Origin of the sequence: Paludisphaera sp. (genome assembly GCF_037189885.1) — a bacterium.
Lineage (GTDB): Bacteria > Planctomycetota > Planctomycetia > Isosphaerales > Isosphaeraceae > Paludisphaera.
This window is the reverse complement of sequence record NZ_JBBCIR010000013.1, coordinates 100,011-117,200: the sequence shown is the minus strand read 5'-3', so window position 1 is coordinate 117,200 and position 17,190 is coordinate 100,011. Positions and strand designations below refer to the sequence as shown.

The following is a 17,190-nucleotide window of genomic DNA, read 5'->3' as shown; positions in this document are numbered from 1 at the left end:
AACGGGAGCGCGCCGCGCGGGATGATGGATCGACGACACTTCGCGGCGGCTCGACGCGACACAATCGATCCGGAGGCGGTCGCATGGCCGAGAAACATCCGATGGCGGGCGCCGGCCAGTTCCAGTGGAACACCGGCGGGTGGTTCGGCGCCCTGGTGGGCGGCACCTCGTGGCTGCTCGTCGGCGCGATCTTCATGGCGCCGCGCGCGCCCTGGCTCGCGGCCTGGTGGGCGGCCTGCTTCCTGGCGGCGAACGCCGTCGGCTTCGGGATGTGGCGTCGCCGCGACCGGACGCGGCCGTACCCGGCGATCCAGGCGCTGATGGCGACGTGCGGCGTCGCCGGGCTCCTGGCCGTCGTGGCGTTGCACGCCTTCGGGCCCGACGCCGTCAAGGCTGGGTTAACGGGACGAGGGGGCATGCCGGCGCGCGCGGGCTTCCTCGGCGGTCCGCTCTCCTCCCTGTATGGGGTCTTCCTGATCGGGATCCCCGCGATGATGGGTTGGTTCGCGGTGATGGAGCGGGTGGGGCGGCGGGACGGCGAATCTCGATCTCGCGCCTAGGATTTCCCGGGCCGCCGCGGGTCGCTTTCCCGGACGAGACACCGAGTCGAGGGCGGGGTCATGGCGAGCTCCACGCTGGGGGTCGGGTCCGGGACGGACGGCGCGGCGGCGCGAGAGGCCGCCGGGACGAACGGGGGACGGACGCCCCCGCTGGACCCGCTGGAGATCGCGTCCGGGCTGCTGGCGTTCGTCGTCTGGATCCTGCTGATGACGGCCGGCATCACGGTCGCGGCGCAGGATTACATCGACCCCATCCGCGAGATGACGGCCTCGGGTGCGGCGGAGGTGGTCGGCTGCCTGCTGGTGATCGCGACCTGCCACACGGTCACGAACACGGCGATGCTTTGCTGCGTCTCGGCGTTCCTGGGCGTGCTGGGGAACCGGGTCCTCGGCTCGATCCCCAACCCGGAGATCGCCCATGCGTCGAGCCGTCGCGCCGCGTACCTCTCGGCGGTGATCCGGGGGTTCTTCGTCTTCCTCGTCTTCCTGTCCGGGACGGTGGCCCTGTCCGACCAGGCGTTCATCAACCTGTCGCTGGACAGGTACATCCGGCTGGTCGGCCTGTCGTCGCTGTTCAGCTTCACCGTGGGCTACAACCCGGACGTCTTCTCGCAGCTCATGGCGCGCGTCAACGGGACGCTGAACTCCCCCGGCGAGCCCCGGTGAAGCTCGAACCTTTTGGCAACGGGCGTGTCAGTTGATACGCTGTAAGCAGGGGCCGGATCGCGTCCCCACGCCCTGCCCCGCCCCCACAAGGATTCGAACGACCTCCGTGGACGGAATCGACGCCCCCCTCGACCGGCTGGGATACCTCCAGAAGATCCTCACGGCGCGCGTGTACGACGTCGCGGTGGAGACGCCGCTCCAGCGGGCGGCGAAGCTCTCGGCGCGGATCGGCAACGACGTGTGGCTGAAGCGCGAGGACGAGCAGCCCGTCTTCAGCTTCAAGCTGCGCGGGGCCTACAACAAGATGGCGCTGCTGTCGACCGAGGCGCGGGAGCGCGGGGTCGTCTGCGCGTCGGCCGGCAACCACGCGCAGGGGGTCGCGCTCAGCGCCCGCCGGCTGGGGTGCCGCGCCACGATCGTGATGCCCGTGACCACGCCCTCGCTGAAGGTGGACGCCGTGCGCGGGCTGGGGGGCGAGGTCGTCCTGCACGGCGAGAGCTACTCGGACGCCCACCTGCACGCGCTGGAGCTTTGCACGGCCCACGGATACACGTTCGTCCATCCGTTCGACGACCCGGACGTGATCGCCGGCCAGGGGACGATCGGGATGGAGATCCTGCGCCAGCATCAGGGGCCGATCCACGCGGTCTTCGCGGCGATCGGCGGCGGCGGGCTGGTCGCGGGGGTCGCGGCCTACATCAAGGCGGTGCGGCCCGAGATCAAGGTGATCGGCGTGCAGACCGCGGATTCCGACGCCATGATCCGATCGGTCCGCGACGGCCGAAGGACGCCGCTGCCGGACGTCGGGCTGTTCTCCGACGGCACGGCCGTCAAGCTCGTGGGGGAGGAGACGTTCCGCCTGGTCGACGAGCTGGTCGACGACTTCGTCACGGTCTCCACCGACGCCGCCTGCGCCGCGATCAAGGACGTGTTCGAGGACACCCGCAGCGTCCTGGAGCCGGCCGGGGCGCTGTCGGTGGCCGGGGCGAAGCAGTACGCCGCCGAGCATGGGCTGAGGGACGAGACCCTGGTTGCGATCGCCGGCGGGGCCAACATCAACTTCAACCGGCTCCGGTTCGTGGCCGAGCGGGCCGAGGTGGGCGAGGAGCGCGAGGCCATCTTCGCCGTCACCATCCCCGAGCGCCGGGGGAGCCTCAAGCGGCTCTGCGAGACGATCGGCGACCGGAGCGTCACCGAGTTCAACTACCGGATCTCGGACGCGGAGGCGGCCCACCTGTTCGTCGGCCTGGCCGTGTCGGGCCGCGACGAGGCCGCCGAGCTGGCGGGGCGGATCGCGGCCGAGGGCTTCCCGGTGGTCGACCTGACCGGCGACGAGCTGGCCAAGGAGCACGTCCGCCACATGGTCGGCGGCCGCAGCCCGCTGGCCGGCGACGAGCGGCTCTACCGCTTCGACTTCCCCGAACGCCCCGGCGCCCTGACGCGGTTCCTGGCGAACATGCCGCCGGGATGGAACATCAGCCTGTTCCACTACCGCAACCAGGGGGGCGACGAGGCCCGCGTCCTCGTCGGCCTGCAGATCCCCGGCACCGACCCGTCGGCCGTCCTCGCCTTCGCCGCCGGGCTCAGCTACCCCTGCATCGACGAGACCGACAACCCCGTCTACCGCCTGTTCCTGCGGTGACGGGGGCCGATCAGCCCAGCGAGGCGAACTCCGGCGCGTAGCTCACGAGCCCCGCGCCGGCCGGGAGCGAGCCGGGCGTCAGCTCGACGACCTGGAAGGCGTCCCCGCCGCCGTACTCGTCGGACAGGCCGGACGCCGACGCGGGGCGGAAGCCGAACCGCCCGTAGTAATCCGGCTCGCCGAGCACCACCGCCCAGCCGAAGCCGGCGGAGCGGCATGCGTCCAGCCCCGCGGCGACCAGCGCCGCCCCCACGCCGCGACGCCGATGCGTCGGCAAGATGGCCAGCGGCGCGAGCCCCGCGCCCACGGACCTCGCCTCGACCGTGACCGGGCTGAACGCGACGTGACCGACGACCCGGCCATCGACCTCCGCGACCAGCGAGGCCGACAGCCGGCCCGCCTCGCGCAGCAGATCCACCAGCCGCGCCTCGGCCCCGGTGGGGAAGGACGCCTCGTGGACGGCGCGGATCGCGGGGGCGTCGCCGGGCCGCTCGGGGCGGATTGTGATGGTCGGGCCGCTCAGCTCGTGATGCCCTTGGTGAGGTGGAGGAACGCGGTCTCCAGGTTGATCTCGTCTTCCTTGAACATGGTCAGCTCGAAGCCGTTCTCCAGGATGCGGCTGGCGAGGAAGCCGTACTGGTGGACGCCGGGGCGGAGCTTCACGATCAGGACGCCGTTCTTCTCGTCGACGGACTCGACCTCGGCCTGGGACTCCAGCAGGTCGGCGGCCTCGGAGAGGCGGTCGGCGACGTGGATGTTCAGGACCACGTCGGTGCGGACCTGCTTCATGACCTCGGTGACCTCACCATTCACCAGCAGGCAGCCCTGCTCGATGATGCCGATCTTGTTGCAGATGTCGGCCAGCTCGGGGAGGATGTGGCTGGAGACGAGGATCGTCTTGCCCATCCCCCGCAGCTCCTTGAGCAGCCCGCGCATCTCGATGCGGGCCCGCGGGTCCAGGCCGGACGCGGGCTCGTCCAGCAGGAGCACCTGCGGGTCGTGGAGCAGGGTCCTCGCCAGCCCCAGGCGCTGGGTCATCCCGCGGGAGAGGCTCGTGACAAGGGCGTCGCGCTTGTAGGTCAGGTCGACCAGCTCCAGGACCTCGGCGCAGATCTTCTTGCGGGCGGCCCCCTTGATGCGGTAGGCCGAGGCGAAGAACTCCAGGTACTCGATCACCTTCATGTCGTCGTACACGCCGAAGAAGTCGGGCATGTAGCCGATGACGCGGCGGATCTCCTTCGCGCCGGTGTAGATCGAGTGGCCGCAGACGGTGGCCTCGCCCCAGCTCGGGTTCAGCAGGGTGGCGAGGATCCGCATGGTCGTGGTCTTGCCGGCGCCGTTGGGCCCGATGAAGCCGTAGACGTCCCCCTGCTGAAGCGTCAGGTTGAGCCGGTTCAGGGCGTACATCTCGCCGTACATCTTCGTCAGGTCGTGGGTCTCGATCATCGCGATCCGCCTCGTCTGGCTGCTACGTTCCGTGAGGGGCTGGGGAGATGTCCGGGTCGGGCTCAGCGCGTGGAGGCGGCCGGGGCCTTCAGGGGGAGGATGACGCGGAGGACCGTCGTCTGCTCGACATTCGGCGTGTTGGGCGCGTTCCCGATCGCCACCCGGGCGGCCGGCCGGTCGATCCGGGCGACGAGCATCGGCCGCTGGAGCGCGAGCTGGCCGGTGAGGTCGAGGTCGCGGAGCACGGCGTTGCCCAGCGGCTGGTCCTGGCCGGTCCGGCGGGACTCGGCGTCGTGGAACATCGCGGCGAGGATCAGGTCGCCCCGATCGAGGGTGGAGGTCGAACCGTCCCCGGACGGGACGCCCGTCATGTAGTTGGGCTCGCGGGCCTTCAGCTCGCCGGAAAGGCTGCGGTCCGACTGGAGTTCCACCCGCATCGTCTGCCCCGGCGCGATGTTCCCCAGGAGGTAGGCACGCTTCTCGAAGGCGAGCACGGCGTCGGTCAGGGGGTACGCCTGGAGGTTCGTGATGGTCCCGGCCACGCGGTCGAAGCCGGAGAGGGCCAGGTCGGATTCCACGACCGGCCGCGCGGGGCCGAACCAGCGGGCGGAGAAGGTCCGGGCGCTCCAGATCGGGATGCGGACCCGCTCCAGCCGCTGGAAGTCGCCGACCGGGGCGTAGGCGTAGCCGCCGCCGGTGAACGAGAAGCGGTTGCTCGAACCGCCCATGCCGCCGAACCGCGCCTCGGGGACGCCGAACCAACTGGTCGTCACCTCCACGCCGGGCTCGGGCTCGGGGAGTGCGTCGGCCTTCGGGTCGACGACCGGCGGCGGGGCGTCGGGCTCGTCGATCGCGACCGGGACGAACGCCAGGTCGTAATCGCGGTTCTGGGGGCTGAAGAGCGTCGTCCACGACCGGCCGCGGGCCAGTCCCGAGACCTGATCCAGGTCGATCGCGTCGACCTTGTTCACCAGCAGCTCGTTCCCCTTCATGCGGTAGGCGGCCAGGTACGCGAGCAGGGTGAACGTCGCGACGATCAGGGGGAACGTGATCCAGGTCAGCTCCATCCTGCCGACGACCTTCTTGAGGAAGAGGTAGTCCCCCGGTCCGATCGCCAGGATATAGAGGAAGGCGAGGAAGGCCACGACCCCGAAGGAGACCATCTGGACCGTCGGGAACTGCTCCAGCGCCACGCGGAGCTGGCTGGCCAGGTCGGTGACGCCCGAGGAGTAGAACGAGCCCGTCGCGCCGCCGACGCTCGCCGTGTGGTCTTCCTCGAAGCGGTCGCGCTTCAGGTCGAGCGCCTGGACCCAGAAGAGGCCGCGGTCGGTCCACCGGGCGAAGGCCTCGTCCTCCACGTCGGCGGCGATCAGCGTGACGCGGCCGAAGCCGAGCGGGCCGCGGACGACCAGCGGCAGGCCCGAGCCGATCGCCAGCGCCCGCCCGCCCGCGTCCTCCACGCCTTCCAGCCGGACCACCATCCGCGGCGGCGAGCCGGGGGGGGTGATCGGCTTGCTGGAGTTGGCGAACGTGTCCAGCGCCTCCAGCGACTGGAGCCGCTCGCGGCCGGTCGGCCGGGCGGGGAGGACGGCCCCGAGCGCCGAGTCGCGGACGGCCTCCCAGTTTTCGCCCAGGCTCACCACCAGGTGCCCGCCCCGCCGGGCCCAGTCGACGAGCGCCTGGCCGCGAGGGCCCGCGAGCATGGCCGCGACCTCCGGGTCGGCCGTATCGACCACCACGACCCGCGCGCCGTCGTAGCCCAGCCAGCGTTCGGGCGTCCGGTCCGACGAGGCGTCCAGCGGGGTGACGACCAGCTCGGACGCCCGGCCGTCGGTCCGGCGGAAGCCGGCGACCTCGCCCACCATGTCCACGCCCTGGGGCCGGCCCAGCGCGAGGATCCAGGAGTCGTCCGGCGCGATCGCCTTCGGGGCGTCGCCGGTCGCCTGGTCGCGGGAGCGCGAGGCCAGCCGGCGGCCGGATTCGTCGCGGACCTCGACCGAGAACGACCCGTCGCGCGTCCCGATCCGGGAGTAGGCGGTGAAGTTCCGGGACTCGCCGGCCGGCAGGTCGATGGCCTGGCGAGAGGCGGCCGGGACGCCGTCGTCGTCGGCGACCACGACGTTCAGCAGCCCCTTCAGGGGCGCGTCGCCGGCCCGGATTTGGGCCTGGATCGGGGTCCACGCCCCGATCTTGAAGGTGCCCTCGTCGCCCAGGCCGACGCGGACCTCTTCCAGCACGACCGGTTCCGCCCCCATCGCCGGCGTGGCGGCGACCCACGTCGCGAGGACCGCCGGGGCGAGCCAGCTAGCGAATCGGATGCGGGGACGCTCGGGGGGCGGGTTGTTCATCATGGCGGTGCGCGTCGGGGTCCGGTTGGGTCGGTCGGTGAGATGGGCGGCTCAGGGCTTCTCGGCCGGGTCGCAGGCGCAGGGAGAACGGCCGCAGCCGGGGCAGCCCGCGCCATACTTGCGCCGGACCGCGTCATCAAGGTCCACGCCGCGGATGTTGGCGAGGGTCGCCAGCCAGGCCAGGACGTCGGCCATCTCGAGCGCCAGCTCCTCCGGGGATCCGGACCTCAGCGCCGTCGCCAGTTCGCCGAACTCCTCCGCGAGCCAGACGAACGTCGCGTCGGCGCCGCGCGCGGCGTCCTTCTCCCCGTACATCTCGAGGATGGTCCGTTGCAATTCGCCCAGAGTCATCCCGCCGTCCTTCGCCTGGCCCATGACACGGATCTTACCCGATCCCCCGAACGGCACGCGAGGGGGTTCCTCGTGGACGCTTGTCCGGGGCGGAGGGTGGGAGCCCACCGGCCGTCGCGCGGCCCGCGGAGTTGGCTTCGTTCGCGCGCGCCGGCCATGCGGCGTCCTCGATGCAACCCGCATCCCTTCCTGGAATTAAGTTCTCCGAGAGGTTGGCTTCGTTCGTCATTTTCGAAGAGGTTTTCCGTCGCCCCTCCGCCAGGGCTGGCATGCGTGCCGCGGATACGCTCGCGCTCGCCACGAGATCTCCCGGGAGGCCAGGCCCGGCTGCTTACACAAGGTGGCGGACGCCATGATTCGCCGGAAAGGGCGAACTGGCGATTCCCTGGGCGAATACCCCTCGCCCCCACGCGGGCGAGGACAGCCGGAAGCCCGGCCGGCCTCCGAGCAAGGTGACGGCCGTCTCGCTCAACCTCCCTACGTCCGGCCGGCGGGGCTGCCGGGCCGAGGTCCTCGCCGCGTCCCCGACGGGGCGGCATGCCTTCCCGATCCGTCGGGAGGCGTCGATCGTCCGAATTGTCAAGGAGCGGGCCACCGTCGAACATGATCCGCATCCAGGCATCCGGGATTTCAATATTCCTTGGGGATGCGCGGAGTATCGCGACGACGGCATTTCGCACCGCTGAGCAGGTCGCTTCGCGATGGGTGGGCGTCGGATCGTGGCGCCGGGAGGATGGGCGGGCCTGAACGCCATGGTTCGCGCGGAAATGCCTCTATTCGGCTCCGCGAGGCGGGCCGGCCGGGGCCCGGAGAAGGGAGGGGGACGGCTCGCGGCGTTGGCACGTCGATTGCGATCTCAATACGCCAACAGCCGAGACGGGTCGGGCCGCCAATCCAGGAGGTCGCGGCCCTTCCCCTCGGCAATCCGTCGCGACGCCTGGTCGCGGCGATCCCGGGAATCGGGCCGGACGATGACCGGGCCCGGCCCTCAACCCCAAGGAGAAGAACCATGGCCATCAACCTTCAGAACCTTCAGGGTCAGTGGAACGAGCTCAAGGGCGACGTGAAGAAGAAGTGGGGCCAGCTCACCGACGACGACCTCCGCTGGACCAACGGCAACATCGATCAGCTGATCGGCCGCATCCAGAACCGGACCGGCGAGCAGCGCGAGAACATCGAGAAGTATCTCGACTCGCTGCTGTCCCAGGGCGCCTCGGCCCTGTCGAGCGCCGTGGAGTCGGTCGGCCAGGCCGCGAGCCATGCGACCAACCGGCTTCGCGAGGGCTACGGCAAGTTCAGCGAGCAGGCCGGCGAGAGGCTGGGCGCGGTCGGCGAGATGGCCGGCGAGCAGTACGAGCACGCCCGCGGCATGGTGGTGAGGAACCCGATCCAGTGGGTGGCGGCGGCCTTCGGCGTCGGCCTGCTGGCGGGGATCGCCATCGGCTACTCGAGCGCCTCGTCGCACCAGCAGCAGTCGCGTCGCTTCTTCTGATAGGCACCGCACCACTCGCGGGGCCCGCCCCCCCGCCCTCGTCGGCGGGGGGGACTCGGCCCGGGAGGTCTCGATATGTTACGCCTGGCGATCCTGTTCGCGATCGTCTCGATCCTGGCCGCGGCGTTCGGCTTCTACGGCGTCAGCGACGCCTCCGCCGGGATCGCTAAGTTCTTCGCCGCGATCTTCGCGGTCCTGTTCCTGGTCGTCCTGGTCCTCGGCCTCGTCGGGGCCAAGAAGGTGGCGACCTAGGAGGCAGCGCGCGTCCATCGCGGTCCACGAGAATCGAGGGACGGCCTCCACCCGGGGGCCGTCCCTCGCGGCTTGCGCGAGGAGCGGCCCGGCTGGCGTTCCCCTTCTCCACACAAGTTGAGAAGGGCATGGGCCCTATTCGTCCCCTCTCCCCCCGGGAGAGGGTAGCCGCGGCAGCGGCGGGTGAGGGTCGTCGGAGCGCGGCTGGAGCATCGGCGCGGGATGTCCTGGACCGCCGCCATCTCTACATTGCGACGACCCTCACCCGGCCCTTCGGGCCACCCTCTCCCGGGGGGAGAGGGGACGGCGCGCGCCGTCCCGACAACGCGCCGCGGACTCCATCCGCATCTCACCCCGGCTCGGCCCCCGGGGCGGACCTGGGATGGAATTGAGCGTGGACGCGCCGCAGGTGGCTCAGCTCGACGCGAGTGTAGATCTGGGTGGTCGCGATCGAGGCGTGTCCCAGCATCTCCTGCACGACGCGCAGGTCGGCGCCCCCGGCCAGGAGGTGGGTGGCGAAGCTGTGCCGCAGGGTGTGCGGGCTGACCTCGGGCGAGAGCCCGGCGGCCGCCGCGGCCTGCTTCACGATCCGCCACAGGCCGATGCGCGAAAGCGGCTTCCCGGCGCGGGTGACGAAGATGGTCTCGGTCGCCGGGTAGCGGGCGATCAGCTCTGGGCGGTCGCGCTTCATGTAGATGGCGAGCGCCTCGCGGGCGCGCGAGCCGAGCGGCACCCTGCGCTCCTTGTCCCCCTTGCCCACGCAGCGGGCCAGGCCGGCTTCCAGATCCACGTCGCACGGGCGCAGGCCGACGACCTCGGAGGCGCGGCAGCCGGTGGCGTAGAGGGTCTCCAGCGCCGCGCGGTCGCGACGGCCCAGGCGGGTCTCGGCCGAGGGGGCCGTCAGCATCCGTTCGACGGCGGCGGGCCCCAGCACGACCGGCAGGCGGTCCCAGAGGGCCGGGGCGGTCAGCAGCTTCGCGAGGTTGTCGGTCAGCTTGCCTTCCATGACCAGGTAGCGGAAGAACGTCGACAGGCTGGCGAGGTGCCGCGCGACGCTGCTGGGGGCGAGGCCGGAGCCGGCCAGGAGGTCGACATAGCCCCGGAGCGTTGCCGCGTCCAGCGACTCGATCGGCCCCGGGGCGTGGTCTCGACGCCAGCCCAGGAAGCGCATCAGGTCGGACCGATACGCCGCCAGCGTGTGCGACGAGACGCCGCATTCCGCCATCAGGTAGTGGAGGAAAGGGCCGACCGGATCCCGGTTGCGGGCGGGACGATACGCGGGTTTCAAGGGACGCTCCTGGGGGTGGCCGAGCGGGCCCGGATGGGCCGCCCACGACCAGGATCGGCAGGATGGGCCCCCCCGCTCCACCGATCCCGAGGGTCCCTGGAATCCCGCTTCCCCCCGCGTCGGTCTCGTCATGGGGGGGGCGATCCGGGTATAACTCTAGCTCGTTCACCGCGATCCATCCCGACGAGGCCATTCCCCAAGATGTCGCCCTCCGAACCCGAGCCGGCCGCCGTCGCGTCCCCGCCCCGGCGGATGCTCCCCACGATCGGCGGCCCCATCTTCGCGCTGGTCGTCCTCTTCCTGATGAACCTGCTGAACTACATCGACCGCTACTCGTTCTTCGCGGTCGGCGTGGACATCAAGAAGTCGTTCGACATCGACGACTACTGGTACAGCGTGCTGGCCGTGGCGTTCATGGTGGTCTACACCGTCGTCTCGCCGCTGATGGGTTGGCTGGGGGACCGCTACGACCGCCGGATGCTGCTCGCCTCCGGTGTGGCGCTCTGGAGCTTCGCGACGGTGGGGTCGGCGTTCTCCTACGACTTCTACCACATGTTCTTCTGGCGTTCGCTGCTGGGCATCGGCGAGGCCAGCTACGGCGTCATCGCGCCGACCCTGATCGCGGACCTCTTCCCGGTCAAGAAGCGCGGCCGCGCGATGGGGGTGTACTACCTCGCCCTGCCGCTCGGCGGGGCGCTGGGGTACGGGATCGGCGGCTGGATCGGCGACCACTGGGGATGGTCGCGGGCGTTCCTCGTCGTCGGCCTGCCGGGCCTGTTCGCGGCCGTGGCCGGCCTGATGATTTACGACCCGGGCCGCGGGGCGGCCGAGGGGGTCCACCACGTCAAGGAAGACCGCCCGACGTGGGGGGACTACCTGCGGCTGTTCACGATCCCGACGTTCGTCCTGAACACGATCGGGATGGCGGCGGTGACGTTCGCGACCGGGGCCTACGCCGTCCACGGGGCGAACTTCTACCAGACCGTCCGGGGCATGTCGATGACCGAGGCGACGACCTCCATCGGCATCCTGACCGCCGTGGCGGGCCTGCTGGGGATCGCGCTGGGCTCCGGCCTGGCCGACTTCGGCACGAAGTTCACCAGGCGGTCGTACCTGCTGATGGCGGCGCTCGTCACGGCGGGGGCGGTGCCGCTGGCCCTGTTCGCGATCCTGGACCCCGAGCGCATCGGGTCGCTGGCGATGCTGTTCGGGGCGATGATCCTGCTGTCCATGGTCCTGGGGCCGTGCAACACGGTGATCGCCAACGTGGTCCCGGCGAACAAGCGGGCCTCGGGCTTCGCGCTCTACATCTTCCTGATCCACGTCTTCGGGGACATCAGCTCGCCGGTGATCCTGGGCAAGATCTCCACCTACTTCGGCCGCCCCGCCGTCGCGGAGTCTTGGATCGGCTCGTTCTTCGCGTCGATCGGCGCGGTCCCGGTGAAGGAGGAGAACCTGACGGTCGCCATGCTGGCGGTCGCGCCGGTGCTGGCGCTGGGCGCGTTCTTCTTCCTGCTGGGCTCGCGGCACCTCCCCGCGGACCAGCAACGCGTGATCGACGCCGGCGGCGGGGCCGGCGCGGGGCCGGCGTCGGTCCCTCATTGATTCGAACTCGACGGGTGATCACACCATGAGTCGCGAGAAGACCCTGCGGCGAATCCTGGACGGCGGCGTGGTGGCGGTGGTCCGGGCGGAGTCCGGCGAGGCGCTGGTGAAGGTGGTGGAGGCGCTCGCCGACGGCGGCGTGACGGCCGCCGAGATCACCTTCACCGTCCCCGACGCCCTCGACGTGATCCGCGACGCCCGAAAGACGTTGGGGGACGCCGTGGCCCTCGGCGCCGGGACCGTGCTGGACCCGGAGACGGCGCGCGCGGCGATCCTCGCCGGCGCGGAGTACCTGGTCAGCCCGACGGTCAACCCGGACGTCATCCGCCTGGCCCGCCGCTACGACAAGGCCGTGATGCCCGGCGCGTTCAGCCCGACGGAGATCCTGACGGCGTGGGAGGCGGGCGCCGACGTGGTGAAGGTCTTCCCCGCCGACGTCGGCGGGCCCGGCTACCTCAAGGCGATCCGGGGGCCCCTGCCCCAGATCCGGCTGATGCCCACGGGCGGCGTCGACCTCGACACCGCGACCAACTTCCTCAGGGCCGGCGCCTGCTGCCTGGGCGTCGGCGGGACGCTCGTGGAGCCGAAGGCCGTCGCCGCGGGCGACTTCGCCCGCATCCGCGACCTGGCGTCGAAGTTCGCGGCGATCGTCCGGGAGTTCCGGGCCGCTCGCTGACGATGACCGGTCCCGTCAATCGGCCTCCCAATGGTCCACGATGCGGTCGAGGACGTGCTCCGGGCAGCCGCGCGTGAACTCCATGTGCAGGAACGTCCAGCCGGTGTCGGGATCCTCGCGGGTCGCCACGGCGCGGCCCTCGACGACCGTCGGCCCGCGACGGGTGCCCAGGTCCAGGTGAAGGACGGCGTCGAGGGGCGGGACGACGGGCACGATCAGGCCCGCGCCCCCGACGCTGAGGTTCACGACCCGGATCTCCATGCGGGATTCGACCCGGCGATCGACCCACGACAGGGCGGCCTCGGCGAACGGCGTCTCGCGACGGGGCCAATGGCGGCGGTCCAGGACGGGGTTGTTGAGCTGGGGAGCGTCCCCCCGCAGGCGAAGGCCGGCGACTCTCATTGGCGTTGGCTCGTCGATGGGATCTGGGAATCCCCGGGCCCGACGCCCGGCTTTCCTTCAAAAGCCTAGGTCGCGCTTATTCGAAACGGGGCGAGTTCCAAATTGTCGACGCGCCGGGGGCCGGATCACGCGCCGCGGGAGGGGGCGTCGGCGACGAGCGACAGGAGGTCCTCGACCGTGACCGGCTTGACGAGGAGCCGGGAGCAGCCCGCGGCGCGGACCCGCGCGCCGACCTCCAGGGCGTCGTGGCCGGAGATCGCGATCAGGACCGGCGGGGGGGTCTCGCCGCCGAGGCGGGCGGCGAGCTGGCAGCCGTCCATGTCCGGGAGCGAGAGGTCGATCAGGACGACGTCGGGCCGGAATCTGGCGTCGGCGAGGAGGGCCTGGCCGCCGTCGTAGGCGGCCTCGGCCTGGTGTCCCTCGATGGACAGGACGGCCGCCATCATGTCCGCGGACTCGCGGTGGTCGTCAACGATCAGGACGCGTGTCGGTCGCACGGTCGGCCTCCGGGTTCGGCTAGGGCGACCCGGGCTTTACGCAACCGGCGCGCCGGCGAGCCGCGCCTTGAGGTCGTCGAACGTCGAGGGGGCGTCGCGGTCGAAGACGAACCGGGAGGGGAGCCCGACGATCCGGCTGGCGCCCAGGCCGAACAGGGCGCGCTGGCAGGCCGTCAGCTTCTTGGCGGCGACCAGCGCCGTGACCCGCCAGCCGTCGCGGCCGGCCTCGTCCCAGACCTCGCCCCGGGCGATGTGCATCGCCCCCTGGGCGGAGAGGTACTCGGCGACCCTCGCCGCCGACTCGGCCCCCGCGGCCGCCGGCGAGCCGACGACCTCCAGGTGCAGCAGCCCCTCCGACCGCTTCACGCCGTCGATCGCGTCGAGCAGCATGGCCAGCGGGCCGGCCTCCCCCTCGTCGATCATCGCCCGGAGGCTCGGAGCGTGGCCGATCAGGCAGGATGCCGAATCGAGCACGATCCCGCCGCCGATCTCGCGCAGGCGGTTGTCCTTCAGCGTCACGCCGGAGCTGGTCAGGTCGACGATGACGTCGGCGATGCCCAGGCTCGGGTGCAATTCCAGCGCGCCGTCGGAGTCGATCAACTGGTAGTGGAAGACCCCCCACTTGCGGAAGTACTGCCGCACCAGCGCGGGGTACTTGGTGGAGACCCGGAAGGTCTTGCCCGACGCCTTGAACTCGGCCGTCAGGTCGACCAGGTCCATGACGTGACCGACGTCCACCCAGCTCTCCGGCACCGCGACCACCAGCCGGCAGCCGCCGTAGCCGAGGTCCGGCGAGACGACCGCGGCGTCCTGGGCCTCGAAGGCGTGCTCGGCGTAGACGTCCATCCCGGTGACGCCCAGGTGGCAGCGGCCTTCCTGGACTTGCAGCACGATGTCGGTCGGCCGCATGAAGACGACGTGGAACCGCGGCTGGCCGGCGATGACCGCCTCGTACTGGCGGTCGCTGGCGCGGCGGACCTTGTAGCCGGCCGTTTTGAGGATCTCGATGATCCCCTCGTACAGGTGCCCCTTGGAGGGGATGGCCAGGCGGATCGGGTCGACGAGGGGGGTCATCGGGCGTCCTCCCCCGCCAGCGAGAGCCGGCCCTTGATCTGCTCGATCAACTCGTCCTCCCGGACCGAACGCACGTCGCCGTGCTCCAGGTTCCAGACCTCGATCTCCGGGCCGGCCTCGACGATCCGGTCCAGCCCCAGCGACTTGGCGTAGGCCACCGCCGCCTCCATCTCCAGCTCCGCCGTGACCACGGGGATGTCCACGCGGTCGCGGAGCAGGGCCGCCAGCGCCGCGGCCCGGCGAGGCTCGCCCATGACGAGCCACCCCCGCGCGGGCTTCTCGGCGGGCGCCGCCGTCGCGGCGAGCGCCTGGTCGAGCCGCTCCAGGCCGAAGGCGAAGCCCGCGCCGCGGTCGTCGCGGTCGAGCCCCCCCAGCACGCGCGCCAGGCCGTCGTAGCGCCCGCCGCCGCAGACCTCGACCGGCCCATCCGGCGTGTCGACCGCGAGTTCGAAGATCATCCGCGTGTAGAATCCGACCCCCCGGCCGAAGCCGAGGTCCAGCTCGACCCGCGCGGGGTCGACCCCGAGCCGGCCCAGCATGTCGCAAAGCTCGGCGATGGCCGCGACGGAGCCCGGCGCCTTGGCGGCGAACTCGCGATCCAGCCGGGCCAGCACGTCGGCCGCCGGACCCCGGAGCGCCGAGAGCGAGCGGACGATCCCCCGGACGTTCTCCAGCACCTCGTGCAGCGAGTGCTCCAGCTCCCACTTGGACCGCAGCCGGCCGACGATCTCGCCGCCGGATCGCCTGCCGGTCACGTCCGGGACCAGGTGCCGGAAGAGCCGGTCGACGGCCGGGTCGGGCTCGCCCTCGGGCGAGGCGAAGGGCGCGGCGGCGTCGGCTCCGGCCGTCCCCATCCAGGCGGTCAGGCGATCGAGCGCCGCCTCCAGGGTGTTGACACCCTTCCCCTCGCTGGCAGCCTCGCTGAGCGACTCGATCAGCGCCGAGGTCGCCGCCGGCGGCAGGCCCGCGCCCCCGAGCAGTTCCAGGATCAGCCCGACGTGGCCGACCCGCACACGAGGCGCGGCGACCCCCAGCGAGCGCAGCGACCAATCGGCCAGCCAGACGACCTCGGCGTCGGCCGCCGGGCCCCCGGCGCCGATCAGCTCAACCCCCGTCTGGATGAACTCGCGGTCCACCCCCTTGCCGGTCGGCTGGAACCGGAAGACCGGCCCGGAGACGGCCGCCCGCCAGGGCAACAGCGGCGGCTCCTCGGCCTCGACGTAGGCCCGCACCAGCCCGGCGGTCAGCTCGGGACGCAGGCAGATGCCCGCCATCCCCGCCCCGGAGACCTCGAACAGCTTGCCCACGATCCCCGCGCCGCTCTTGCGCTCGTGCAGCTCGGACATCTCCAGCACGGGCGTCCGCGCCGGGCGGTAGCCGGCGCGGGCGAAGCAGCGCATCAGGGCGCGCTCGTAGCCCCGCAGGCGGGCGTAGTCGGATTGGAGCCAATCCCGGGTGCCGCGGGCGAGCCCGACTCGGCGTTCGACGACGGCGTTCACGACGAGGCCCCCCGATGCTCGATGACCTCGAGCGCCCCGCGGACCGAGTCCTCCAGGACCGACCACGCCAGGCCGCGGTCCTCGTGGCGGGTCTCCAGGTCGCGGAGGTTGAACGTCTCGCCGGCGACCTCGTCCGGGCCGACGATCACCGCCAGCTTGTGCCCGTGCTTCGTGCCGTATCCCATCTGCTTCCCCACCTGGATCGGCTCGGGGTAGATCTCGCAGCCGATCCCCCCCTTCCGCAGCGCCGAGGCCAGCCGCATCGGCACGCCCGGGTCGGTCCCGGGGAAGTTGGCGATCAGCACCGGCGCGGCCGTTCCCGCCCCCTTCAGGGCGCCGGCTTCTTCCATCAGGGCGAGCAGCCGGTCGAGCCCGATCGACGCCCCCACGCCCGGCAGGCGTCGCGGGGTGAAGAGGCTGGCGAGGTTATCGTAGCGGCCCCCGGAGGCGACGCTGCCGAACCGCTCCCAGCCGTCGACGGTCGTCTCGAAGACGACGCCGGTGTAGTAGTCGAGCCCGCGCGCCAGGCCCAGGTCGATCGCGATCCGGTCGGCAGGCACGCCTCCGGCCTCCAGCAGCCGGGCCACGGCGCGGAGGTCGGCGATGCCCCTGGCGGCGCGCTCGTTGGCGCCGAACCGGGCCTCTGCGGCGTCGAGCACGTCGGTCCGGCCGCGTCCCCCCTCGGCGAAGTCGAGGATCCCGGCGGCCTGTTCCTCGGACAGCCCCGCGCCCCCCTCCTCCGCCGGCCGGGCCAGCTCGGCGTGGACGCCGTCGCGGCCGATCTTGTTGAGCTTGTCCAGCGACCGCAGGACCAGGCCGGTCTTGCCGTCGAGGCCCAGGGCCTCCAGGGCGCCGTCGAGGATCTTGCGGTCGTTCAGGGCGATCGTGAACCGAGGGACCTCGGCCGCGGTCAGCGCGGAGTAGATCACCAGCGCCGTCTCGGCGTCGGCCAGCCGGCTGTCGGTGCCGATGGTGTCGAAATCGCACTGGACGAATTCGCGGAACCGCCCCTTGGCGGGCCGCTCGCCGCGGAAGACCGAGCCGACGGCGTACCGCTTGAACGGCACTCCGATCTCGTCGATATGCCTCGCCACGAACCGGGCCAGCGGGACGGTCAGGTCGAACCGCAGCGCCAGCTCGCCGGGCGTCCCCCCCTTGTTCGTGACCTCGAAGATCTGCCGCAGGACCTCCTCGGACCCGGCCCCCTTGCCGGTCAGGACCTCCATCCGCTCGATATGGGGGGTCTCGATCGGGACGAAGCCGAAGGAGGCGAAGGTCTCGCGGAACGTCCGGAGGATGCGCTCGCGGGGAATCATGACGGCGGGGAGCAGGTCACGCAACCCGCTGGCCACCCGGGGATCGATCATCGGCGTCCGCCCCATCGCGGCCCCC

The 17,190-nt window shown here is 71.6% G+C and carries 17 protein-coding genes; 7 read left to right on the top strand and 10 right to left on the bottom strand.

The window, feature by feature from the left end; translation table 11 throughout:
- Window positions 1-83 precede the first annotated feature (83 nt).
- From WG209_RS05775 to ilvA, 3 genes are all read left to right on the top strand, one after another.
- On the top strand, window positions 84-560 hold the full coding sequence (locus WG209_RS05775) for a hypothetical protein (protein WP_337174063.1): 477 nt from the start codon (window positions 84-86) through the stop codon (window positions 558-560).
- Window positions 561-620: 60 nt separating this feature from the next.
- On the top strand, window positions 621-1,226 hold the full coding sequence (locus WG209_RS05770) for a hypothetical protein (RefSeq protein ID WP_337174062.1): 606 nt from the start codon (window positions 621-623) through the stop codon (window positions 1,224-1,226).
- A 106-nt stretch (window positions 1,227-1,332) separates the two neighbouring features.
- On the top strand, window positions 1,333-2,868 hold the full coding sequence (ilvA, locus tag WG209_RS05765; RefSeq protein ID WP_337174061.1) for a threonine ammonia-lyase, biosynthetic: 1,536 nt from the start codon (window positions 1,333-1,335) through the stop codon (window positions 2,866-2,868).
- A gap of 10 nt (window positions 2,869-2,878) precedes the next feature.
- Here ilvA and WG209_RS05760 read toward each other — a convergent pair whose 3' ends face one another.
- The 4 genes from WG209_RS05760 to WG209_RS05745 all read right to left on the bottom strand — a co-directional run bounded on the left by WG209_RS05760 (window position 2,879) and on the right by WG209_RS05745 (window position 7,037).
- The gene (locus tag WG209_RS05760) at window positions 2,879-3,370 is read right to left on the bottom strand and encodes an N-acetyltransferase (RefSeq protein WP_337174147.1); all 492 of its coding nucleotides are present in this window, start codon (window positions 3,368-3,370) and stop codon (window positions 2,879-2,881) included.
- Between the two features lie 17 nt (window positions 3,371-3,387).
- On the bottom strand, window positions 3,388-4,314 hold the full coding sequence (locus tag WG209_RS05755; protein WP_337174060.1) for an ABC transporter ATP-binding protein: 927 nt from the start codon (window positions 4,312-4,314) through the stop codon (window positions 3,388-3,390).
- Between the two features lie 62 nt (window positions 4,315-4,376).
- On the bottom strand, window positions 4,377-6,665 hold the full coding sequence (locus tag WG209_RS05750) for a hypothetical protein (RefSeq protein ID WP_337174059.1): 2,289 nt from the start codon (window positions 6,663-6,665) through the stop codon (window positions 4,377-4,379).
- 48 nt (window positions 6,666-6,713) lie between these two features.
- A complete protein-coding gene (locus tag WG209_RS05745; RefSeq protein ID WP_337174058.1) occupies window positions 6,714-7,037 on the bottom strand; it encodes a MazG nucleotide pyrophosphohydrolase domain-containing protein in 324 nt (107 codons plus the stop codon).
- 985 nt (window positions 7,038-8,022) lie between these two features.
- Here WG209_RS05745 and WG209_RS05740 point away from each other — a divergent pair.
- Together WG209_RS05740 and WG209_RS05735 are read left to right on the top strand one after the other, a co-directional pair.
- Window positions 8,023-8,505, top strand: coding sequence for a CsbD family protein (locus tag WG209_RS05740; RefSeq protein WP_337174057.1), 483 nt, complete (start codon window positions 8,023-8,025; stop codon window positions 8,503-8,505).
- A gap of 75 nt (window positions 8,506-8,580) precedes the next feature.
- Window positions 8,581-8,757: a DUF1328 family protein gene (locus tag WG209_RS05735; RefSeq protein ID WP_337174056.1), complete on the top strand. Its 177-nt coding sequence runs from the start codon at window positions 8,581-8,583 to the stop codon at window positions 8,755-8,757.
- 349 nt (window positions 8,758-9,106) lie between these two features.
- Here the strand turns inward: WG209_RS05735 and xerD are convergent, their stop codons facing one another.
- A complete protein-coding gene (xerD, locus tag WG209_RS05730; protein WP_337174055.1) occupies window positions 9,107-10,045 on the bottom strand; it encodes a site-specific tyrosine recombinase XerD in 939 nt (312 codons plus the stop codon).
- A gap of 201 nt (window positions 10,046-10,246) precedes the next feature.
- Here xerD and WG209_RS05725 point away from each other — a divergent pair, with 201 nt between their 5' ends.
- Both WG209_RS05725 and eda read left to right on the top strand, forming a co-directional pair.
- On the top strand, window positions 10,247-11,650 hold the full coding sequence (locus WG209_RS05725; protein ID WP_337174054.1) for an MFS transporter: 1,404 nt from the start codon (window positions 10,247-10,249) through the stop codon (window positions 11,648-11,650).
- Window positions 11,651-11,675: 25 nt separating this feature from the next.
- On the top strand, window positions 11,676-12,326 hold the full coding sequence (eda, locus tag WG209_RS05720; RefSeq protein WP_337174053.1) for a bifunctional 4-hydroxy-2-oxoglutarate aldolase/2-dehydro-3-deoxy-phosphogluconate aldolase: 651 nt from the start codon (window positions 11,676-11,678) through the stop codon (window positions 12,324-12,326).
- A gap of 15 nt (window positions 12,327-12,341) precedes the next feature.
- On the opposite strand, the gene WG209_RS05715 is transcribed toward eda, so the two are convergent.
- The 5 genes from WG209_RS05715 to hisS all read right to left on the bottom strand — a co-directional run bounded on the left by WG209_RS05715 (window position 12,342) and on the right by hisS (window position 17,165).
- Window positions 12,342-12,728 carry a PilZ domain-containing protein gene (locus WG209_RS05715; RefSeq protein WP_337174052.1) on the bottom strand — a complete coding sequence of 129 codons (387 nt, stop codon included), beginning with the start codon at window positions 12,726-12,728 and terminating at the stop codon, window positions 12,342-12,344.
- A 125-nt stretch (window positions 12,729-12,853) separates the two neighbouring features.
- Window positions 12,854-13,225 (bottom strand): response regulator, encoded by a 372-nt coding sequence (locus WG209_RS05710; RefSeq protein ID WP_337174051.1) that lies wholly within the window; start codon window positions 13,223-13,225, stop codon window positions 12,854-12,856.
- Between the two features lie 36 nt (window positions 13,226-13,261).
- Window positions 13,262-14,299, bottom strand: coding sequence for an ATP phosphoribosyltransferase (hisG, locus tag WG209_RS05705; RefSeq protein WP_337174050.1), 1,038 nt, complete (start codon window positions 14,297-14,299; stop codon window positions 13,262-13,264).
- Entirely contained in the window at window positions 14,296-15,798 is a 1,503-nt protein-coding gene (locus tag WG209_RS05700) for an ATP phosphoribosyltransferase regulatory subunit (RefSeq protein WP_337174049.1), read from the bottom strand. Before WG209_RS05700 ends, hisG begins: the two co-directional genes overlap by 4 nt.
- A complete protein-coding gene (gene hisS / locus WG209_RS05695; protein ID WP_337174048.1) occupies window positions 15,795-17,165 on the bottom strand; it encodes a histidine--tRNA ligase in 1,371 nt (456 codons plus the stop codon). Before hisS ends, WG209_RS05700 begins: the two co-directional genes overlap by 4 nt.
- Window positions 17,166-17,190 lie beyond the last annotated feature (25 nt).